This window comes from Staphylococcus piscifermentans, from assembly GCF_900186985.1.
GTDB classification, from domain to species: Bacteria; Bacillota; Bacilli; order Staphylococcales; family Staphylococcaceae; genus Staphylococcus; species Staphylococcus piscifermentans.
The window spans coordinates 1,032,148-1,053,733 of record NZ_LT906447.1 but is presented as its reverse complement, the minus strand read 5'-3'; the positions used below and the strand labels follow the sequence as shown (position 1 = coordinate 1,053,733).

The window sequence follows — 21,586 nt, the reverse complement described above, 5'->3', positions numbered from 1 at the left end:
AGTAAGTAAAATCAATCTACCAATCAAAACTTGAAATTGGATTAAGTCTTCGATCGATTAGTATTCGTCAGCTCCACATATCGCTATGCTTCCACCCCGAACCTATTAACCTCATCATCTTTGAGGGATCTTATAACCGAAGTTGGGAAATCTCATCTTGAGGGGGGCTTCATGCTTAGATGCTTTCAGCACTTATCCCGTCCATACATAGCTACCCAGCGATGCCGTTGGCACGACAACTGGTACACCAGAGGTATGTCCATCCCGGTCCTCTCGTACTAAGGACAGCTCCTCTCAAATTTCCTGCGCCCACGACGGATAGGGACCGAACTGTCTCACGACGTTCTGAACCCAGCTCGCGTACCGCTTTAATGGGCGAACAGCCCAACCCTTGGGACCGACTACAGCCCCAGGATGCGATGAGCCGACATCGAGGTGCCAAACCTCCCCGTCGATGTGAACTCTTGGGGGAGATAAGCCTGTTATCCCCGGGGTAGCTTTTATCCGTTGAGCGATGGCCCTTCCATGCGGAACCACCGGATCACTAAGTCCGTCTTTCGACCCTGCTCGACTTGTAGGTCTCGCAGTCAAGCTCCCTTATGCCTTTACACTCTATGAATGATTTCCAACCATTCTGAGGGAACCTTTGAGCGCCTCCGTTACACTTTAGGAGGCGACCGCCCCAGTCAAACTGCCCGCCTGACACTGTCTCCCGCCATGATCAATGGCGCGGGTTAGAAATCCAACACAGCTAGGGTAGTATCCCACCAACGCCTCCACGTAAGCTGGCGCTCACGTTTCCAAGGCTCCTACCTATCCTGTACAAGCTGTGCCGAATTTCAATATCAGGCTACAGTAAAGCTCCACGGGGTCTTTCCGTCCTGTCGCGGGTAACCTGCATCTTCACAGGTACTATGATTTCACCGAGTCTCTCGTTGAGACAGTGCCCAAATCGTTACGCCTTTCGTGCGGGTCGGAACTTACCCGACAAGGAATTTCGCTACCTTAGGACCGTTATAGTTACGGCCGCCGTTTACTGGGGCTTCGATTCGTAGCTTCGCAGAAGCTAACCACTCCTCTTAACCTTCCAGCACCGGGCAGGCGTCAGCCCCTATACATCACCTTACGGTTTAGCAGAGACCTGTGTTTTTGATAAACAGTCGCTTGGGCCTATTCACTGCGGCTCTTCAGAGCGTGAACCCTAAAGAGCACCCCTTCTCCCGAAGTTACGGGGTCATTTTGCCGAGTTCCTTAACGAGAGTTCTCTCGCTCACCTTAGAATTCTCATCTTGACTACCTGTGTCGGTTTGCGGTACGGGCGCCAAATCTCTAGCTAGAGGCTTTTCTCGACAGTGTGAAATCAACGACTCGAGGAAAACATGCTTCCTCTCCCCATCACAGCTTGACCTTATGAATGGCGGATTTGCCTACCATTCAGTCTTACTGCTTGGACGTGCACTCCAACAGCACGCTTCGCCTATCCTACTGTGTCCCCCCATCGCTTAAAACGATTATTGGCGGTACAGGAATATCAACCTGTTATCCATCGCCTACGCCTGTCGGCCTCGGCTTAGGACCCGACTAACCCAGAGCGGACGAGCCTTCCTCTGGAAACCTTAGTCAATCGGTGGATGGGATTCTCACCCATCTTTCGCTACTCACACCGGCATTCTCACTTCTAAGCGCTCCACATGTCCTTGCGATCATGCTTCGACGCCCTTAGAACGCTCTCCTACCACTGTCCGAAGGACAGTCCACAGCTTCGGTAATATGTTTAGCCCCGGTACATTTTCGGCGCAGTGTCACTCGACTAGTGAGCTATTACGCACTCTTTAAATGATGGCTGCTTCTAAGCCAACATCCTAGTTGTCTGGGCAATACCACATCCTTTGCCACTTAACATATATTTTGGGACCTTAGCTGGTGGTCTGGGCTGTTTCCCTTTCGAACATGGACCTTATCACCCACGTTCTGACTCCCAAGTTAAATTGATTGGCATTCGGAGTTTGTCTGAATTCGGTAACCCGAGAGGGGCCCCTCGTCCAAACAGTGCTCTACCTCCAACAATCATCACTTGAGGCTAGCCCTAAAGCTATTTCGGAGAGAACCAGCTATCTCCAGGTTCGATTGGAATTTCTCCGCTACCCTCAGTTCATCCGCTCACTTTTCAACGTAAGTCGGTTCGGTCCTCCATTCAGTGTTACCTGAACTTCAACCTGACCAAGGGTAGATCACCTGGTTTCGGGTCTACGACCAAATACTCAACGCCCTGTTCAGACTCGCTTTCGCTGCGGCTCCGCATTCACTGCTTAACCTTGCATCAGATCGTAACTCGCCGGTTCATTCTACAAAAGGCACGCCATCACCCATTAACGGGCTCTGACTACTTGTAAGCACACGGTTTCAAGTTCTCTTTCACTCCCCTTCCGGGGTACTTTTCACCTTTCCCTCACGGTACTGGTTCACTATCGGTCACTAGAGAGTATTTAGCCTTGGGAGATGGTCCTCCCGGATTCCGACGGAATTTCACGTGCTCCGTCGTACTCAGGATCCACTCAGGAGAGAATTGACTTTCGACTACAGGACTCTTACCTTCTCTGGTTCGACTTTCCAGTACGATTCGTCTAATCAATTCTTTTGTAACTCCGTGTAGAGTGTCCTACAACCCCAATGAGCAAGCTCATTGGTTTGGGCTCTTCCCGTTTCGCTCGCCGCTACTCAGGGAATCGAGTTTTCTTTCTCTTCCTGCGGGTACTAAGATGTTTCAGTTCTCCGCGTCTGCCTTCGGACATGCTATGTATTCACATGTCGATAACACAACATAACTTGTGCTGGGTTCCCCCATTCGGAAATCTCTGGATCAACGCTTACTTACAGCTACCCAAAGCATATCGTCGTTAGTAACGTCCTTCATCAGCTTCTAGTGCCAAGGCATCCACCGTGCGCCCTTAATAACTTAATCACGTTATTAATTATGTGAGTAATCTTCTTTGCCGTAGGCAAATCGATTACTAGCGATTCATTTAAATGAATAAAGCTTTTAAAACTCTAATTCACTCGGTTTTGCTTGGTAAAATCTATTTTTACTTACTTATCTAGTTTTCAATGTACAATCATGAATACTCGGATGAGCATTCAAAACTGAATACAATATGTCACGTTATTCCGTCAGTTTCTAATGAAACTGTTCCGTATATATCCTTAGAAAGGAGGTGATCCAGCCGCACCTTCCGATACGGCTACCTTGTTACGACTTCACCCCAATCATTCGTCCCACCTTCGACGGCTAGCTCCTAAAAGGTTACTCCACCGGCTTCGGGTGTTACGAACTCTCGTGGTGTGACGGGCGGTGTGTACAAGACCCGGGAACGTATTCACCGTAGCATGCTGATCTACGATTACTAGCGATTCCAGCTTCATGTAGTCGAGTTGCAGACTACAATCCGAACTGAGAACAGCTTTATGGGATTTGCTTGACCTCGCGGTTTCGCTGCCCTTTGTACTGTCCATTGTAGCACGTGTGTAGCCCAAATCATAAGGGGCATGATGATTTGACGTCATCCCCACCTTCCTCCGGTTTGTCACCGGCAGTCAACTTAGAGTACCCAACTTAATGCTGGCAACTAAGCTTAAGGGTTGCGCTCGTTGCGGGACTTAACCCAACATCTCACGACACGAGCTGACGACAACCATGCACCACCTGTCACTTTGTCCCCCGAAGAGGAAGACTCTATCTCTAGAGCGGTCAAAGGATGTCAAGATTTGGTAAGGTTCTTCGCGTTGCTTCGAATTAAACCACATGCTCCACCGCTTGTGCGGGTCCCCGTCAATTCCTTTGAGTTTCAGCCTTGCGGCCGTACTCCCCAGGCGGAGTGCTTAATGCGTTAGCTGCAGCACTAAGGGGCGGAAACCCCCTAACACTTAGCACTCATCGTTTACGGCGTGGACTACCAGGGTATCTAATCCTGTTTGATCCCCACGCTTTCGCACATCAGCGTCAGTTGCAGACCAGAAAGTCGCCTTCGCCACTGGTGTTCCTCCATATCTCTGCGCATTTCACCGCTACACATGGAATTCCACTTTCCTCTTCTACACTCAAGTTTTCCAGTTTCCAATGACCCTCCACGGTTGAGCCGTGGGCTTTCACATCAGACTTAAAAAACCGCCTACGCGCGCTTTACGCCCAATAATTCCGGATAACGCTTGCCACCTACGTATTACCGCGGCTGCTGGCACGTAGTTAGCCGTGGCTTTCTGATTAGGTACCGTCAAGGTGCGCATAGTTACCTACGCACTTGTTCTTCCCTAATAACAGAGTTTTACGATCCGAAGACCTTCATCACTCACGCGGCGTTGCTCCGTCAGGCTTTCGCCCATTGCGGAAGATTCCCTACTGCTGCCTCCCGTAGGAGTCTGGACCGTATCTCAGTTCCAGTGTGGCCGATCACCCTCTCAGGTCGGCTACGTATCGTTGCCTTGGTAAGCCGTTACCTTACCAACTAGCTAATACGGCGCGGGTCCATCTATAAGTGACAGCAAAACCGTCTTTCATTGCGGAACCATGCGGTTCCGCATATTATCCGGCATTAGCCCCGGTTTCCCGGAGTTATTCCAGTCTTATAGGTAGGTTACCCACGTGTTACTCACCCGTCCGCCGCTAACGTCAGAGGAGCAAGCTCCTCGTCTGTTCGCTCGACTTGCATGTATTAGGCACGCCGCCAGCGTTCATCCTGAGCCAGGATCAAACTCTCCATAAAAGTTTATGATTTGTTTGACTAGCTCATAAAAAAACTAATTTGTTTTAAAACGTCTTAAGACGTTTGTTAATTGGAATTAACGTTGACATATTGTCATTCAGTTTTCAATGTTCATTTAAAATATTCAATGGAGCGGGTGATGGGAATCGAACCCACAACATCAGCTTGGAAGGCTGAGGTTTTGCCATTAAACTACACCCGCAAATGCGTCTTCCTTAATGATATTTGATGCGGCCGAGAGGACTTGAACCTCCACGGGATCTCTCCCACTAGGCCCTCAACCTAGCGCGTCTGCCATTCCGCCACGACCGCTTTGGTTTACTAATCATTAAGTGATTTTATTTTTACAACGTATTTTATTGTAACATCTTTGTAATACGTTGTCAATACTTTTTTAAAACTTTTTATAAGTATTTAAAATTTGTTTCAAAATCTTAATCCCTTTTTTTAGGACATTGACTATCTTATAACATATAACATTCAATGTCAATACTTTTACTGAATTTTTTTAGAGTATTATCAAAAGTTGTTTCTAGTAAGATAAACAAAGAAAAAAAGAATCTGTAATACTTGATTAACTCTTATATCACAGATTCATTATTATATACTATTTGATATATTGATGCAAGCGCAATTTACCTTTACACTTTCCACACACCATTTTCCTAGTATTCACTTTTTTAATTCTCTTAAATGTTGAACCACAACCAAGACACTTATATATATAGTTAGCGCGTTCATCATAACTTTCTACAGCTTTACAAAATCTTGGTGCTCCTACTTTTTCACTTAACATTTTAAAATCATAATCTTTGTGCTGATAGCCTTTTCTTTGAAGGTGAAGATGATAATGGCATAACTCATGTCTGATAATGTCCTCTAATGCTGCTTTGCCGAATTTTTCAAATTGTTTCGGATTTATTTCTATATCATGGGACTTTAATAAATATCTGCCCCCTGTTGTTCTCAATCTTGGGTTAAAATAGGCAGTATGTTTAAATAGCATTCCAAATTCATTTTTTGAAATGCTTTCAGTCATTATTTGCAACTTAGCATTATTCATCGTCTCCTTATTGTTCATTTGGATTTATCATTGTCAATGAAACTTTATGTTTTTCTGCATCTGCACTCAATACCCAAACATCGACAATATCTCCTACATTCACAATGTCCATCGGATTTTTAACAAAACGCTTAGATAGTTGCGAAACATGAACAAGACCATCTTGTTTTACGCCAATGTCTACGAAAGCACCAAAATCAACAACGTTTCTTACCGTACCGCTTAATTTCATACCTTTTGTTAAATCTTCAATTGAAAGAACATTCGATTTAAGAATCGGTGTTTCGTATTCATCACGCGGATCTCTGTTAGGTGCTACTAGAGCAGCAACAATATCTTCTAAAGTCGGCACTCCAACATTCAATTTTTCCGCAGTAGCTTGTATATCTATACCACTCAGTTTATCTTTCAATGCTTTACTGCCAATATCCGCCTCTGTCAGTCCTTCTTCTTCCAACAACTGATATGCAACTTGATAGCTTTCTGGATGAATTGCTGTGTTATCAAGCGGTTCCTTACCATTTACAATTCTAAGAAATCCTATACTTTGCTCAAATGTCTTCGGACCTAGTCTTTTAACTTTGCTGATTTGTTTATGATGCGTTAAAGCTCCGTTTTCTTCTCGATAGTTTATAATATTTTGAGCGATTTGAGGAGATAGACCTGCGACATGCTGTAAAAGAGATTGAGAAGCAGTATTCACATCAACGCCCACTTGGTTTACAGCTGTCTCAACCACGAAATTCAAAGCGTTTTCAAGAGCCTTCTGATTAACATCATGTTGATATTGTCCAACGCCAATTGATTTAGGATCAATTTTCACCAGTTCACTTAACGGATCTTGAACTCGACGACCAATAGAGACAGCACTTCTTTCTTCAACTTGAAAATCAGGGAATTCATTACGCGCTACTTCTGACGCAGAGTATACTGATGCACCTGCTTCATTCACAATAATGAATTGGACATCCAGTTTATGTTTTTGAATTAAATCGGCAATAAATTGTTCTGTTTCACGACTTGCCGTACCATTGCCAATTGCAATCAAGCTTACATCATAATCATTGATAAATTGCAGTAAAATCTGTTCTGCTTCTTTTGTTTTTGATACTGGCGAATGAGGATACATCACACCTTTAGCAACAAATGAACCAAAAGGATTTATGACCGCAAGTTTACAACCTGTTCGAAAGGCAGGGTCTACTCCTAGAATTTGTTTTCCTTTTAATGGGGGTTGGAGTAATAGATGTTTTAAATTTACGCTGAAAACTTCAATCGCATGTGTTTCTGCTTGCTCAGTTAAGTCTGAACGTATTTCTCTTTCAATAGATGGCATAATTAGACGTTTTAAGCTATCTTTTATTGCTTCTTTGATATAACCTGTACCAGCATGATGTCCTTTCACTTCTTGTTGTTCAATTTGTTTTTCAAGTCTATCGGTGTCTATTTCAATTTTAATAGTTAAAACTTTTTCTTTTTCACCACGGTTCATAGCTAAAATTCTATGGTTCGCAACCTTTTTGATTGGTTCTGAAAAATCATAATACATTTCAAAGATATGTTTTTCATCTTCTGCTTTTTTCTTTTTCTGTGTCGTAATAAGTCCCCTTTTTAATGTCTCACTCAATATTTTATTGCGATATTGCGGGTTGTCTGAGATCCACTCAGCAATAATATCTTGCGCACCTACTAATGCTTCTTGGACTGTTTCAACTTCTTCATTAAGAAATTGTGCAGCATAGTCTTCAGGTAGTGCATCAATTTTTTCTTGTTTCAACCACTTAGCTAACGGTTCAAGTCCTTTTCTTTTAGCTTCCGTTGCACGTGTTTTCTTTTTCTGTTTATAAGGTCTATATAAATCTTCCACCCGTTGTAATTTTGTTTGTTTCAAAATATCGGATTTCAGTTCATCTGTCAGCATGCCTTGTTGTTCAATATTATGTATCACTTCTTCTTTTCTTTTTTGCAACTGTTCCATGTAGTGATACTCATCAGCAATCTTTTTAATTTCGACTTCGTCTAATCCGCCAGTGCGTTCTTTACGGTAACGTGCAATAAAAGGCACTGTGTTATTTTCTTCTAATAAAGAAAGTACGGCTGTAATTTGTTTCTTTGAAAAATCGTATTGTTGTTCTATCGTCTGAATTAATTGTGAATCCAATTTGCACTCTCCTAATTTTTGATTACCTTAATTTTATCACAAAAACAAATTGGGACTGAAATACCTTAATTGTATTTCAATCCCAATTGATTTAGTTGATTTAACTCACTTTTTTGCCGCTTGCTGCAGCTTTTTAATTGCATTACGTTGCAATCGAGACACATGCATTTGACTTAAACCGATACGTTCTCCTGTTTCTTTCTGACTTAACCCTTCTATAAATGTACATTGAATGATTTCTCTTTCTCTGTCAGTCAAAATAGGTAAGATTCTTTCTAGAATCATACGTTTCTCAGTTAAATCGTAACCGCCTTCTTGTTCGCCCATTATATCTAATAATGTTACGGTTGAACCATCTTTATCCGCTTCAATAGAGTGATCTACACTCAAGGCATTATAACTTTGCCCCATTTCCATCGCTTCTAATACTTCTTCGTCCGTTACTTCTAATCTTTCAGCAATTTCACTAATTGATGGCGAACGTTCAAGTTCGTTGGTTAATTCATCTGTCGTTTTCTTAATTCTTGGTCCAATTTCTTTAATTCTTCTTGGAACATGAACACTCCAAGTCTTATCTCTTAAATATCGTTTTATTTCACCTATTACAGTCGGCACCAAGAACGCTTCGAACTTTCTTCCGAAGTTAATGTCAAAACGATTAATTGCTCCGATTAACCCTACCATGCCGACTTGTACTAAATCTTCATGATGTGATTGCCCCTTGGAATATTTAAATGCTAAAGATTCAATCAGCTTTTGATAATGTTTAACGAGCTTATCTTGGGCGCCTGTATTTTCATCATTTTGATGTTGTCTGATCCACTCATTGATTTGTTCAGGTGAAATATCGTTAACTGATTTCGACTCTTTCGCCATTATTTCGCACCTGCTCTTTTTTTATATACTTAATCATACTTATCGTTACGCCATTATCTTTGTTGACTTTAACTTCATCCATTAATGATTCAATTAAGAATAATCCTAAGCCGCCTTCTCTTAAGAAATCGATATTCTCGTTTTCTTGGTAAGGGCCTAATTCTTTTTTCTTCTCTTCGTAGTCGAAACTTTGACCTTGATCTGAAACAACTACTCTAATTTTATCCTCAAAAATTTCAAAACACAAATAAATAGAAGCGTCGACATCTTCGCCTTTATAAGCATGTTTGACAGCGTTAGTTACTGCTTCGCTTACAGCAATCTTTGCATCTTCAATATCATCGTATGAAGCACCTGCGCGAGAGAATACACCGGATAAGGTTAAACGAATCAAACTGACATATTCCGCCTCTGCCGGCAGCTTCATTTCAATTACATTCCGCTTGGCTTGCATGTCATTCTACCTCCGTTCCTTCGTTTACGTGCATCAAATCACTTAAACCAGTGATTTCGAATAATCGGCCGATACGATCTGAAGCGCCTATAATATATAATTCTTTATCGTTTTGATTCAAGGCTTTCAATGTACCTACAAACAAACCTAATCCTGTAGAATCCATATAACTTACATTTGCTAAATTAACGTGGACATCATGTGTGCCCTCTTGTTTAATTGGAGTTAATACTTTTTCCAAATCTGGAACCGTATATACATCTAATTCTCCTCCAACTTTGATTTCATAGTAGTCATTATGTTTTTGTGTCTCTATATTTAAGTTCATTAAGTGTTACACTCCAGTCTGTTCATATTTCAATCACTCTTATACCCGTTCGAGTAAAGTGTTAATCATAAATTATTAATTTACACGCTTAATAATTAATATCGTCAAGTCATCACGTTTCCCAGATTTCTGAATACCTAACAATTCTTCATACAAGAGTTGCACAATATCTTGAGGATGAAGATCTTTATATTTATGTATGAAATCTAACAGATAATTTATATCAATAAACTTCCCGTTTTCATCGCGAATTTCAGTAACTCCATCTGTAAAAATAATAATTAAGTCATTTAAATAAATAGGAATTTCTTGTTGTTTATAACGCTCGAGCTGTTTGACGCCAAGTACACGGCCTCTAACAGTTATTTCTTCAAATTCATCTTGTTCGGCACGAAAAACAAAGCCAGGTTCGTGGCCTGCCGAACTGCAATATAACAAATGATTCATTTCTTCATAAAGACCATAGAACATCGTTACAAACATATCTTGGTTTACGTTTTTTTCAACTACGCGGTTCAATCGCTTCAACCCATCGCTTGGTAATTGAGAGTGTCCATATGAATCCATCCCGAATTTAATCATACTCATAGCCAAAGCTGCAGGGATACCTTTTCCGATAACATCTGCTACCGCAAAACTCATCGTTCCGTCTTTATGGTCGATTAAATTAAAGTAATCTCCGCTTACCTTTTGAGCGGCTACAGAAATTACACCAATTTGAATACTATCAAACTGCGGTATTTCTGTTTGGAGCATTGTTTGTTGTAAGCGAGAAGCTAAATCCATTTCTTTGTCATGATAATAAAGCTTATCAACTAATTCTTGATAGTCCTCGTAACTATATCCGTAAGTCTGTGCAATTACCTTTAAAATTTCTAGCGACATCAGTACTTGATCTCTTGTTAATTCTAATTCTACGGCGCATTCTTTATGAATATCTAGCACATCTTCAGCATGAATGTTCTTTTCGAGGATTTCTTCTCCGAAATCTTTGAATTGATTAAGCACAGCTTGCTTGTTGTAGGACTCTACATATAATTGCATCATTCGCAAATATTTACCTTTAAATTCTTCCATCTGTATCGTCCTTCTTTCTATTCCTTTTTAACTTAATAAAGAGCGTAGAGGCCGTGACCACCTATCCATTTGCTGAAAAATGTACGGCTTCTTTTTTTCTATGTAAAAAGAGGCAGAAATCAATCTCAGCATTTCAAGGAACGCAATATTACACTATATGAATAGTCGAGCAATAAAGCTATACGTATACCCTAAGCTGATTTTATTTCTTAGCCTCTTTAAACGTTAAATTCACTTGTGCAATTTTAAAAATTTGAACAAGATTCTAAACCACTATTTTGAATTTATTAAAATCATTTACACTCTTTAACTTTTAATTGCGATGTGTCAAGCCTAAGCTGATTTGAATCGCATTATCAATTTCTTTCATCTTTTCGTCTGATAAATATGTCAGTTTTTCCTTTAGACGTTTCTTGTCGACTGTTCTAATTTGTTCAAGTAAAATAACTGAATCTTTGTCCAGTTTGTATTTACTTTTCTCGATTTCAACATGAGTTGGAATTTTCGCTTTATTAATCCGACCCGTTATTGCAGCTACAATAACAGTCGGGCTATACTTATTTCCAGTGTCATTTTGTATAATTACAACAGGTCTAACTCCCCCTTGTTCAGAACCTTGCACTGGTGATAAATCAGCTAAGTAAACATCGCCTCTCCTCATCATTCATCCTTGTCGAAAGCTAGGTATGATTCGTTGCAATCACAGGCTTCACATTCTACTGAAAATGCCTCCGTTGCGAGGGAGAGATTTAAGTCAGCCATCTGTGCGTAGCCTTCTTTCAGTGACTGTTCTAAACTATAACTTCTATTCTGATTAAAAGTTGACATCGGTAAGACCTCCAAGAATTAAAGAAATACTAAATTAATATTTAAGCTTATAATAACAAATTTCAAAATTCTTGACTATACTATTTTTGTAATTCGTTGACAATATCAAATTCTTTTTCTGGTTCGTAAATTCTCGGAACTCGTCTTCCGATACGGCATAACACTTCATAATTAATCGTTTGCTGTTGTTTTGCAAATGAATTTAAGGATTGGGGACCGTTATGATTTCGGTTCAATAAAGTCACTTTATCTCCAATATTAAAGTTTTCATCCTCAGGTAATGCAATCATCATTTGATCCATACATACTCGTCCAATTATCGTACATTGATGACCATTTACTTCTACCGGCATACCTTGCATCATTCTTGGGAATCCGTCAGCATAACCTATAGGCAAAATGGCAATCTTTTCCTCTTGAGTGGCAGTATAAGTGGAGCCATAACTTACAGTATCGCCTACGTTTAATTGCTTGATATCCATGATTTCAGTTTCCCACTCGGCACATGGATAGAGTTCAGCATTGGTTTGTTCCTCAACATATTTAGACGGATAGTATCCATATAATGAAATCCCTGGACGGACCATATTGCAAATTGGAGCATCGAACAAGATAGTAGCCGCCGAGTTCTGTGAATGAATGTAAGGAGGATGCGGAATTGAGTTCACCCATTTTTCAAAAATTGCATATTGTTCTGCCGTGTGAGGACTCTCTTCATCTGCTTGCGCAAAATGGGTGAATACACCTTCAAAAATTAAATGACGATGCGCTTTAATCATCTCTACTACTTTTTGGTAATCTTCCGCTGATTTCACGCCTAAACGTCCCATACCTGTATCTAATTTCACATGCAGCCATAAATCTTTTTCTAAATCTTCATCAAGAGATTTAATAGCTTCTTCTAACCATGCTAAAGAAGGCACTGTGAGTGCGACACGGTGTTGAATTGCCTTATTGATATCTTTAGGCAATACAACTCCTAAAATTAATATTTTAGTATCAATACCATGCATTCTTAATTCTATAGCTTCATCTAATGTAGCTACTGCAAAAAATTCCGCGCCATTCTTTCTTAAAAAATGACCTACATTTACACTGCCCATTCCATAGGCATTTGCTTTAATTACTGGCATTACTATTTTATTTGGTTGTAGTTTGCCTAGCACTTGATAGTTTTTTAAAATTGCATCTAAATCTACCTTAAGATACGTAGGCCGATAAAATTTATCCGCCATTATTACAACACCTCGTATAATTAATTTATCTTTCAATTTAATTCAACAGTACTGCTATTATATTACATTTTTTCAAGTATGACTTGACTCGTAGCATAATTTTCAGTGTGCGAGATACTTACATGGACTTTAAATCCTTCAAATTTTATAAATGGTCGACCAAACTCGTCATTTAGGCAATTAATATCTTGAAAACTGATTCGTTTTCCTAGACCTGTGCCGAGTGCTTTGCTGAATGCTTCTTTGCAAGCAAAGCGTCCGGCTAAGAACTCAGCACGGCGTTGTTCATGAGAAAAACCGTCAAATTTAATGCGTTCATCATCACTCAAAATTCGTTCTGGCAATTTTGGTTGCCTTTGCAGTAAGGATTTGATTCTATCAATTTCAATCAAATCTATTCCAATTCCATATATCAATCTATTCACCTGATTCCATTTCTTCACTGATTTGTTGAGAACTATGTTTGATATGCTCCATAATTTCTCGTGCTTTTATTTTATCAATTAATATAATCTCAGAATTACCTCCGGCAGTAGAAAGCTTCAAAGTCGCAAGTTCTACTTTACGCATAAGCCAACCTTCTTCTATATCTACATTTTGTATGCGAAACAATGGAATTTGCAAATGTTTTACAAACCACATGCCTTCTTGCACAGTAATAAAATGTGAATGCAGGAGATAACCATGTTGTCGATACATTAACCAAGGACGCAGAATACAATCTATTATAATTAATATTCCTACTAACATCACTGCAATCGCACAGATAATTTTGAAGGCTGTCCCCTCCTGCCAATGAAGCCAGATATAGTTGATGATTAAAGCGGCTGCTAAACATAAAGCAATAATGACGGTACGGATGATTCCTTCAATAAGCAGAACTTTCTTCCCATTAGAGGACATACGATTAAGCTTCATGGTGTTCCTCCTTCAAATACCATATTTTTAATTCCTCAGCTGTCTCAGCTTTTACAAACCGCAAACCTATATTTAAGCTCCCTGCACCTTTTGCAGTAGAAAAATTAAAATGGGCCAACCCCGCTTTTCTCAAAAAGGGATTTTGTCTTTTTTCAAAGCCGATCAATTTATCTTTCATGGCATAGTAATATCTAGTGCGGATTAATTGAGAATATTTAACTACTAACTCATCTGAAGAAAGCAGCATCCCTGAATTTCTGACCATAATCACACTGTTAATGACTGTAAGAATAATTAACAATGTAGCAGGTACAAGCGCCCACATATTCCACAAATAACCTCCTATGATACCACCCGCAAGAAATATTCCGGCTAGAATTTGAGCATTACGTCTGATTCCGCCTTTAGGCAGACCTGTTTCAACTGTAGGGAATTTTAAAGACGGTACTAAATAGTCCAGCATTTCATAGGCTTTATCCCGCTTCATAAAAGGCAGTATCACGACCACTCCTGATGCCGACTCACTTTCTGCAGCACTAGCGCCATCACTTGTGATAACAAAATATATAGATGTATATCCTAGCAGCCGTCGAATGAATGACTGCTTTTCAATCACTGCTTGAATGCGTTTAGTCGGCACAGTCAAACTCTTTACATTCAGTAAACCATGTTTTATTTTCAATTGATGCTTTTCTTCTGCTAACGTATAACCAAAGTATCTTGTAAATTCAATTATAACGCCGATTATATATGCAATAATTAAAATTGAAATAATTATCATTGCAGTAACTAAATAAGCAGCTTTAGCAATATTTTGAAATTGATGAAAGATACTATCCCAAGGAATGACGCTTTGAAGACTGCCAAGAATAGGAGATAGCGTTAAAATTGCAAGCACAATTGACCCGCTAGTAAACGACATAAGCATCAGTTCTTTTAGATTCAACTTAAAAATAGTTTGTTGAGACGTCATTTCTGTTTGTACCTCTTGATCAGAAGCTTCTGTCGTTTCATCAGTCAAATCAACAGAATTTTGGACTTGTTTAATCGATTGTTCAATCCACTGACTTTGTTTCTTAGATACAATTTCGAGTTTAACACTATTACTAGGTACTTTGATTTCAAGAATAACGCCACCAAATAATCTGTTCACCACATCTTGCGACGTATCAATTGATTGAATGCGTTGAATATCTATTTCTTTACGTTTTTTATTGAAGAATCCATAAGTAATAATAAAATGATGCCCTTCTATCCAGTACCTTGTAGTAAACACCTTTGTTGCATTAATAATAAAAGAAAATAAAAAGAGGATTAGCAAAAAAGCAGGCCAAATATATTGTTTGCTATCTGTATAATCAAAGTCTTGGATATTGAAGAAAAATAAAATGATAACAATGAAATTTTGCTTAATTGTTTTAATTAAGCCTGATATGTAGGAAATCGGATGTAATTTTTGTGCCTCAAACATCTGTATCCACCTTTTCTAGAAAATTCATACAATGTCTTTCTAATTCTTTGGTCTTATCTATATGCATTAATGGAAGTTCAATTACCTCTCCTGCTGTTACAATTGAATTTCTACATAATCCGAATCGATTAAGTAATGGTCCTGTTTTTCTTTTTAAAAACTGAATACGCTCTAATTTTACAATTACTTCCTTTTGGAAAAAGAAAGTATGCAGCTTCGTCACATAATTATCTGCAATAATATAATATCTATATTTCAGCAAGATCCAAGGCTGCACTACATAAAATAACAGCTGTACAGCTAGGAGTGCTCCTACAGTTAACACCGTCCATATTGGCCAAGCAAGATAATTCGCGATAACAATGATGCCCGAAGCAATCATTAGCTCTATTACAAACGCTATAGAAAATCTTATGTAATAATAAATCAATACATTTCTAGGACTTTGTTGCCGAAGTTCCATCAAGTTGTTCTCTCCTTACTTTCAATAATCAAGTCTCATCTCGCTATATAACTATAAGAATACCAGATATAATGCTTTTTATAAATTTATTTAAATATAAAAAAACACTGTTTCAATATTATGAAACAGTGTGCGTCGCTTAAACCTGATTATTTTTGCATGTCTGCGAATGTACGGCCTTTAATCGGTTTTTTGTCATTTTTAAATTTCTTGTTATTGTTGTGTTTACCGCCTTTATTTCCTTTACCGCGGCGGTTTTTATTATCAAATTTATTATTTGAACGTTTATTTGGTTTGCCGCCTCTGCGTGGGCCTTTAGAATTATGACGGCCACCTTTACGCGCAAGTGGTTTTTCAAATGTTAATTGAACTTCTACTTCGTCATTTGCTTCTACTAATTCTTGCAATAAAGCAGATACAAGTTCAACATCGTTATATTCATTCAATAATTGAGATGAAATATTTTGTAAGCGTTCTGAATGTTCTTGAGACATCCATTTTTCAACTTTTTCTTTAATATCGTTTTCACGCGCTCTTAAAACTTCTTTGCGGTGTGGCGGGCGCAACGCTCTCATACGACGGTCATTTGTTTGTTCGATCTGACGGATATAATCCATTTCAATCGGATTAACGAAAGTGACTGCGATACCTTTTTTGCCTGCACGGCCTGTACGTCCGATACGGTGAGTATAACTTTCAGTATCTTGAGGAATATCAAAGTTATAAACATGACTGACACCTGAAATATCTAATCCACGTGCTGCCACATCAGTAGCAACTAAAATATCGATTTGATCATTTTTAAATTTCTTCAATACTTCTAAACGTTTCGCTTGTGTGATATCACCATGCAAGCCCTCTGCTTTATAACCTTTAGAAATGAGTGCACTTGTCAACTCATCTACACGGCGTTTTGTACGACCGAAGACAATCGCCAATTCAGGTTGATGTACATCTAAGAAATTAGTAAATGTCTCAAATTTTTCAAGTTCTTTCACAATTGTATAATACTCATCAATTTGAGGATCTGACATTTCGTTATTCATTGTTTTTACAATTTTAGGTGATTTCATAAATTGTTGTACTAAAGTTTGGATCGCTTTAGGCATTGTAGCTGAGAACAACATTGTTTGACGTTGTTCTGATGGAAGATGATCCATGATGAATCTCATATCATCGATGAATCCCATATTCATCATTTCGTCCGCTTCATCAATAATCAATGTTTTAATATCATTGGTTTTCAATGTACGACGATTTAAGTGGTCGATTACACGTCCTGGAGTACCAACCACGATTTGAGGTCCTTTTTTCAAGGCTTTGATTTGACGTCCAATCGGCATTCCCCCGAATACTGTTGCCACTTGAACGCGTTGACCGCGACTAAATGCTCTCAATTGTTCAGCAACTTGCATTGCTAGTTCACGAGTCGGTGCTAAGATTAAGGCTTGAACGCCTTCTTTATCTACTACTTTTTCTATTAATGGGATACCAAATGCTCCAGTTTTACCAGTACCAGTTTGTGCTTGTCCCAAAATGTCTAATCCGTTTAATGCAAAAGGAATACTGTCATTTTGGATTGGAGTCGGTTCTGCGAAACCCATATTACCAAGCGTTTCAGCTGTTTTATCTGAAACACCTAAATCTTTAAATTTTTGCAAATTAATTCTCCTTTATATATGGTCGAGACGACTTTGATGATTGTGTGCTCTCTCATTCGGTCGATATACATCATCTATACGCTTATTTTCATCTAAAAAAATGATAAAAAATGAGCAGGTAAATTTCAAATATTTTCGTTACTTTAATGAGACTTCTCGTAACGACGAGCACCCGCCCCCACCTTGTCTTTAATTTTCATCAACTTCTATATAATACCACCTAGCGCCTATTATAGCAACGAAGCAATTTTCAGTGTTAATATAAAAAAGTTAGTAAAATGATAAGAATTCTTGTAGTTAAGGTCATTATCATCTTACTAACTTATATTTATAAATATATTATTTATTGTTAATTAAAGCATCAGCAATATCTTCTAATTTCATGCCTCGTGATCCTTTAATCAAGATTTTATCTTCAGGTTGAGCTTTTTCGATAATAAAGTGAATCAAATCCTCTTTATCATCAAAATGCTGTGCTTCATTCACATTGGCTTTACCCGCTTCATAAATATGAGCAGCCTCTTTACCATAAGTCAACAGAATATCGATACCCTTATTTTCTAAATATGTTCCAACAGATGCATGCATCTCGGCACTATTTTCACCTAATTCTAAAACATCTGCCAGGATTAGAATTTTACGTCCTTCCATGGCTGCTAAAGTATCTATCGCTGCTTTCATACTAGTAGGACTAGCATTATAGGCATCGTTAATCACTGATATGTCAGAGTCTGTACGATGCAGTTCCATACGCATGCCTGTTAATTTTACTTTTGCAATATTATCTTGAATTTCAGTATATGATAAACCTAATAACTTTCCAATTGTAATAGCAATGGCTGCATTTCTCATGTTATGGGTACCTAAAATCGGTATTTGATAGTGTTCGCTGGCGTTTAAACTAAAAGCAATACCCATAGCATCATGCTGCTCTACACTGCATACTACATCATTGTCCTGAGCTAAACCTATACTGATAACTTCAGTATCTTTTAAAGTTTCGACATGCGGTTTTAATAACGGTTCATCACCATCATAAATAAAGACACCATCGGGCTGTAATCCTGATACAATTTCAAATTTCGCACGGGCTATTCCTTCTCTTGAGCCTAAATCTTGCATATGTGATTCACCAATATTTGTAATCACTGCAATATCTGGTTGCGCAATCTCTGAAAGCAATTCAATTTCATGAAAACCTGACATTCCCATTTCTAAAATTGAAATATCCGTATCTTCATCTAATTGTAAAATTGTCAACGGCATACCTATTTCATTATTATAGTTGCCTTGTGTTTTCTTTACTTTAAAAGCAGGTTTCAAAACACTTTCAATCATATCTTTAGTAGTCGTTTTACCATTTGAACCCGTAACTGCAATGACTTTGGGATTAACATGTTTTAAATAAGCTTTTGCTAATTCCTGTAAAGCTAACATAGTGTCATTCACCCAAATGATAGGACCTTCAACTTCGTGGTCCGGCTTTGCGTTATATTGGTAAAAAGCTGCACCTGCCCCATCTTTCAATGCCTGTACAACAAAGCGATGGCCATCCGTATTTTCACCTTTAAAAGGTACAAATAAATTATTGTCATCGATTTCTCTAGAATCAATCGACACACCGTGTATACTGCGGTCTAAATAACGTTCATCGATTTCACAAGGAATCCATTCTTTGATTTGTTTTAAAGTTACCTCAATCATAACAGCACTACCTTAATCAATTTTATATTTGTTCTTTTGTTTTTCAGCATGTTTTTCTTTAGCTAGATTTATCAATTTAGTAATTAAATCTGCATATGATAAACCCATGTTTTCCCATAAACTTGGATACATACTATATTGCGTGAAACCAGGCATAGCATTCGTTTCATTAATAAAGATTTGATTGTCTTCAGTCACAAAGAAATCAGCACGTAGTAACCCCGCACAATCGGTAGCCTTAAATGCTTCTGCAGCCATATTACGTAAAGTTGTCTGCACTTCAGAATCCAATTCTGCAGGAATAGATAATCTTACTTTGCCATCTAAATATTTCGATTTGTAGTCATAGAAAGCTACATCTTTCACTACTTCTCCTGGTTGAGTTGTTTCAGGATAATCATTTCCAAGCACTGCAACTTCTATTTCTCTCGCTTCAATACCTTGTTCGATTACGAGTTTTCTATCAAACTGGAATGCTTCCTCAATACCAGCTTTCAATTCTTCTTCATCGTTACATTTACTGATACCCACACTAGATCCTAAATTGGCAGGTTTCACGAAAACTGGAAATTCCAATTTATCTTTAACAAGCTTTAAGATATTGCTTTGATATTTTTCATATTCACTACGTAAAAAGCTGACATAAGGGAGTTGAGGCAATCCTCTGTGAGCAAATAACTGTTTCATTACGAGTTTATCCATCGTGCTAGATGCTGCTAATACACCATTGCCGACGTAAGGCAAATCTAAAACTTCAAACAATCCTTGAATTGTTCCATCCTCACCATTCGGACCGTGTAATAATGGGAATACTGCTGCATATGGCTGACCAGAACTGCTGTTAGTAAGTAAATTAGAAATTTCGCCTTCTTCCACTTCAGCAAGACGCAAACTCTCTATATCTTTTACTTCCTCAGTAATGTCTTCTTTTTTCTTCCAAGCACCATCATTTGTAATATAGATGATGTCGACTTGGTAATCATCTTTATTAATTGCATTTAATACATTTTGCGCAGTTAAAATAGACACATCGTGTTCTGCGCTCTTTCCACCATAAATGATGCATATATTTTCTTTAGCCATATTCTTTCCTCCAAACGCATTATTAAACTTTATTTTATCACGATTTTAAGTCAGATTGCATGTGATAGCTGAGTAAATTCTAACTCTGTCTATTTTAAATCTAAGCGAATGATATATAGTACAGCTTAAATAACAAATATGCTATAGTTTGAATTACAGTGATTTTTTAAATTTTTTCACAGTGATGATACTATCTTTTTAAATAAAGGTATATACTAAAGAAAAAAGAAATAGCAATATAAAAGGGGAACTTATCGATGAAAGCTCAACGTCAAAAACCCAGCAAATCATGGCTGCGGCGTATCGATTGGGTACTGATTATCATTTTAGCTATAATGGCCTCTATCAGTGTTTTGTTTATTCAATCTGCTATGGGTGGCGGCCAATACAGCTCTAATTTCAGCATCCGTCAAATTCTATATTACATACTAGGCGGCATCATAGCTTTAGCAATCATGTTGATTTCACCAAAACGTATTATGAAATATACTTACACATTGTATTTTATTGTGTGTATCTTATTGGTAGGTTTACTGATTATTCCGGAAACACCTATTACACCTATTATTAACGGTGCAAAAAGTTGGTACAGCTTCGGCCCTATCAGTATACAACCTTCTGAATTCATGAAAATCATCTTGATCTTAGCATTAGCTAAAATCGTCTCTAAACACAATAAATATACTTTCAATAAGTCATTAGAATCAGACTTTAAGCTCTTTATGAAAATCTTACTAGTTTCAGCATTACCGATGGGTCTTATCTTATTGCAAAATGACTTAGGAACTACATTAGTGTGCTTAGCAATTATCGTAGGAATTTTGATTGTCAGCGGTATCACTTGGAAGATATTAGCACCTATTTTCTTGACGATTATGTTTGTAGGCGGTTTCTTTATTTTATCAATTATTTATAAACCTTCTTTGATAGAAAGTGGCTTTGGTATTAAGACTTACCAATTAGGACGTATTGCTTCTTGGCTTGATCCTTATGCTTACAGCTCTGGAGACGGTTATCACTTAACTGAATCGTTAAAAGCAATTGGTTCAGGACAATTATTCGGCAAAGGTTTGAATCACGGTGAAGTTTATATTCCAGAAAACCACACTGACTTTATTTTCTCAGTGATTGGAGAAGAGTTCGGCTTTCTTGGTGCCGTACTCATTATCATTATTTTCTTAGTTTTACTTTTCCATCTCGTAAGATTAGCAAGTAAAACAGACAACATTTATAACAAAACTTATATTATCGGATTTGTATCCTTGATTTTATTCCATGCAGTACAAAATATAGGGATGACTATTCAGTTGTTACCTATTACAGGTATCCCGCTTCCATTCATCAGTTACGGAGGAAGTTCGTTATGGAGTTTGATGGTGGGTATCGGAATCGTCCTTTCTATTTATTATCATCAACCGACTCCTTATCAACCTGATCTCTTACGATCAAAACCTGCTAAATCTCATAGCAACTAAAAAAACAGGTTATCGGAAAAACACTCATTAGA

General features: G+C 38.3%; 17 protein-coding genes, 2 tRNA genes and 2 rRNA genes. 1 reads left to right on the top strand and 20 read right to left on the bottom strand.

What is annotated here, in order from left to right; all coding sequences use genetic code 11:
- Positions 1 to 37: 37 nt before the first annotated feature.
- From CKV71_RS04720 to CKV71_RS04625, 20 genes are all read right to left on the bottom strand, one after another.
- A 23S ribosomal RNA gene (locus CKV71_RS04720) occupies positions 38 to 2,962 on the bottom strand.
- 243 nt (positions 2,963 to 3,205) lie between these two features.
- A 16S ribosomal RNA gene (locus tag CKV71_RS04715) occupies positions 3,206 to 4,757 on the bottom strand.
- Together the 16S and 23S rRNA genes with 2 tRNA genes alongside form the textbook arrangement of a ribosomal RNA operon.
- A 128-nt stretch (positions 4,758 to 4,885) precedes the next feature.
- A tRNA-Gly gene (locus CKV71_RS04710) sits at positions 4,886 to 4,959 on the bottom strand.
- Between the two features lie 27 nt (positions 4,960 to 4,986).
- A tRNA-Leu gene (locus CKV71_RS04705) sits at positions 4,987 to 5,069 on the bottom strand.
- Between the two features lie 295 nt (positions 5,070 to 5,364).
- A complete protein-coding gene (locus CKV71_RS04700) occupies positions 5,365 to 5,820 on the bottom strand; it encodes a SprT family protein (RefSeq protein WP_095104355.1) in 456 nt (151 codons plus the stop codon).
- Positions 5,821 to 5,827: 7 nt separating this feature from the next.
- Positions 5,828 to 7,981 carry a Tex family protein gene (locus CKV71_RS04695; RefSeq protein ID WP_095104354.1) on the bottom strand — a complete coding sequence of 718 codons (2,154 nt, stop codon included), beginning with the start codon at positions 7,979 to 7,981 and terminating at the stop codon, positions 5,828 to 5,830.
- Positions 7,982 to 8,086: 105 nt separating this feature from the next.
- The gene (sigB, locus tag CKV71_RS04690; protein ID WP_047133044.1) at positions 8,087 to 8,857 is read right to left on the bottom strand and encodes an RNA polymerase sigma factor SigB; all 771 of its coding nucleotides are present in this window, start codon (positions 8,855 to 8,857) and stop codon (positions 8,087 to 8,089) included.
- Positions 8,832 to 9,311, bottom strand: coding sequence for an anti-sigma B factor RsbW (rsbW, locus tag CKV71_RS04685; RefSeq protein WP_095104352.1), 480 nt, complete (start codon positions 9,309 to 9,311; stop codon positions 8,832 to 8,834). The genes sigB and rsbW overlap by 26 nt, the downstream gene beginning before the upstream one ends.
- 1 nt (position 9,312) lies before the next feature.
- Positions 9,313 to 9,639 (bottom strand): anti-sigma factor antagonist, encoded by a 327-nt coding sequence (locus CKV71_RS04680; RefSeq protein ID WP_095104350.1) that lies wholly within the window; start codon positions 9,637 to 9,639, stop codon positions 9,313 to 9,315.
- Positions 9,640 to 9,714: 75 nt separating this feature from the next.
- The gene (locus CKV71_RS04675) at positions 9,715 to 10,716 is read right to left on the bottom strand and encodes a PP2C family protein-serine/threonine phosphatase (RefSeq protein WP_095104348.1); all 1,002 of its coding nucleotides are present in this window, start codon (positions 10,714 to 10,716) and stop codon (positions 9,715 to 9,717) included.
- A gap of 313 nt (positions 10,717 to 11,029) precedes the next feature.
- On the bottom strand, positions 11,030 to 11,380 hold the full coding sequence (locus CKV71_RS04670; RefSeq protein ID WP_075140914.1) for a type II toxin-antitoxin system PemK/MazF family toxin: 351 nt from the start codon (positions 11,378 to 11,380) through the stop codon (positions 11,030 to 11,032).
- On the bottom strand, positions 11,377 to 11,544 hold the full coding sequence (gene mazE, locus CKV71_RS04665; protein WP_015900820.1) for a type II toxin-antitoxin system antitoxin MazE: 168 nt from the start codon (positions 11,542 to 11,544) through the stop codon (positions 11,377 to 11,379). The genes CKV71_RS04670 and mazE overlap by 4 nt, the downstream gene beginning before the upstream one ends.
- 80 nt (positions 11,545 to 11,624) lie before the next feature.
- Positions 11,625 to 12,779 (bottom strand): alanine racemase, encoded by a 1,155-nt coding sequence (gene alr / locus CKV71_RS04660; RefSeq protein ID WP_095104346.1) that lies wholly within the window; start codon positions 12,777 to 12,779, stop codon positions 11,625 to 11,627.
- Between the two features lie 62 nt (positions 12,780 to 12,841).
- Positions 12,842 to 13,195 (bottom strand): holo-ACP synthase, encoded by a 354-nt coding sequence (gene acpS / locus CKV71_RS04655; protein WP_095104344.1) that lies wholly within the window; start codon positions 13,193 to 13,195, stop codon positions 12,842 to 12,844.
- A gap of 1 nt (position 13,196) precedes the next feature.
- Positions 13,197 to 13,697, bottom strand: a complete 501-nt coding sequence (locus CKV71_RS04650; protein ID WP_231917548.1) for a PH domain-containing protein — start codon at positions 13,695 to 13,697, stop codon at positions 13,197 to 13,199.
- On the bottom strand, positions 13,687 to 15,168 hold the full coding sequence (locus CKV71_RS04645; RefSeq protein WP_095104342.1) for a PH domain-containing protein: 1,482 nt from the start codon (positions 15,166 to 15,168) through the stop codon (positions 13,687 to 13,689). Before CKV71_RS04645 ends, CKV71_RS04650 begins: the two co-directional genes overlap by 11 nt.
- Positions 15,161 to 15,550, bottom strand: coding sequence for a PH domain-containing protein (locus CKV71_RS04640; protein WP_167376363.1), 390 nt, complete (start codon positions 15,548 to 15,550; stop codon positions 15,161 to 15,163). The genes CKV71_RS04645 and CKV71_RS04640 overlap by 8 nt, the downstream gene beginning before the upstream one ends.
- Before the next feature lie 230 nt (positions 15,551 to 15,780).
- Positions 15,781 to 17,292 (bottom strand): degradosome RNA helicase CshA, encoded by a 1,512-nt coding sequence (gene cshA / locus CKV71_RS04635; RefSeq protein WP_095104338.1) that lies wholly within the window; start codon positions 17,290 to 17,292, stop codon positions 15,781 to 15,783.
- Between the two features lie 339 nt (positions 17,293 to 17,631).
- A complete protein-coding gene (locus CKV71_RS04630; RefSeq protein ID WP_095104336.1) occupies positions 17,632 to 18,996 on the bottom strand; it encodes a UDP-N-acetylmuramoyl-tripeptide--D-alanyl-D-alanine ligase in 1,365 nt (454 codons plus the stop codon).
- A gap of 12 nt (positions 18,997 to 19,008) precedes the next feature.
- A complete protein-coding gene (locus CKV71_RS04625) occupies positions 19,009 to 20,079 on the bottom strand; it encodes a D-alanine--D-alanine ligase (protein WP_095104334.1) in 1,071 nt (356 codons plus the stop codon).
- 257 nt (positions 20,080 to 20,336) lie between these two features.
- On the opposite strand from CKV71_RS04625, the gene CKV71_RS04620 reads away from it, so the two are divergent.
- Positions 20,337 to 21,554 (top strand): FtsW/RodA/SpoVE family cell cycle protein, encoded by a 1,218-nt coding sequence (locus CKV71_RS04620; protein ID WP_095104332.1) that lies wholly within the window; start codon positions 20,337 to 20,339, stop codon positions 21,552 to 21,554.
- The last annotated feature ends 32 nt before the right edge of the window (positions 21,555 to 21,586 follow it).

Excerpts from the sequence above, each read along its gene's own strand:
- CKV71_RS04645 (WP_095104342.1), bottom strand. The coding sequence starts at position 15,168 with ATGTTTGAGGCACAAAAATTACATCCGATTTCCTACATATCAGGCTTA.
- rsbW (WP_095104352.1), bottom strand. The coding sequence starts at position 9,311 with ATGCAAGCCAAGCGGAATGTAATTGAAATGAAGCTGCCGGCAGAGGCG.
- CKV71_RS04675 (WP_095104348.1), bottom strand. The coding sequence starts at position 10,716 with ATGGAAGAATTTAAAGGTAAATATTTGCGAATGATGCAATTATATGTA.
- CKV71_RS04700 (WP_095104355.1), bottom strand. The coding sequence starts at position 5,820 with ATGAATAATGCTAAGTTGCAAATAATGACTGAAAGCATTTCAAAAAAT.
- sigB (WP_047133044.1), bottom strand. The coding sequence starts at position 8,857 with ATGGCGAAAGAGTCGAAATCAGTTAACGATATTTCACCTGAACAAATC.
- CKV71_RS04680 (WP_095104350.1), bottom strand. The coding sequence starts at position 9,639 with ATGAACTTAAATATAGAGACACAAAAACATAATGACTACTATGAAATC.
- CKV71_RS04630 (WP_095104336.1), bottom strand. The coding sequence starts at position 18,996 with ATGATTGAGGTAACTTTAAAACAAATCAAAGAATGGATTCCTTGTGAA.
- CKV71_RS04670 (WP_075140914.1), bottom strand. The coding sequence starts at position 11,380 with ATGATGAGGAGAGGCGATGTTTACTTAGCTGATTTATCACCAGTGCAA.
- mazE (WP_015900820.1), bottom strand. The coding sequence starts at position 11,544 with ATGTCAACTTTTAATCAGAATAGAAGTTATAGTTTAGAACAGTCACTG.
- CKV71_RS04650 (WP_231917548.1), bottom strand. The coding sequence starts at position 13,697 with ATGAAGCTTAATCGTATGTCCTCTAATGGGAAGAAAGTTCTGCTTATT.
- CKV71_RS04625 (WP_095104334.1), bottom strand. The coding sequence starts at position 20,079 with ATGGCTAAAGAAAATATATGCATCATTTATGGTGGAAAGAGCGCAGAA.
- CKV71_RS04620 (WP_095104332.1), top strand. The coding sequence starts at position 20,337 with ATGAAAGCTCAACGTCAAAAACCCAGCAAATCATGGCTGCGGCGTATC.
- alr (WP_095104346.1), bottom strand. The coding sequence starts at position 12,779 with ATGGCGGATAAATTTTATCGGCCTACGTATCTTAAGGTAGATTTAGAT.
- CKV71_RS04640 (WP_167376363.1), bottom strand. The coding sequence starts at position 15,550 with ATGATTGCTTCGGGCATCATTGTTATCGCGAATTATCTTGCTTGGCCA.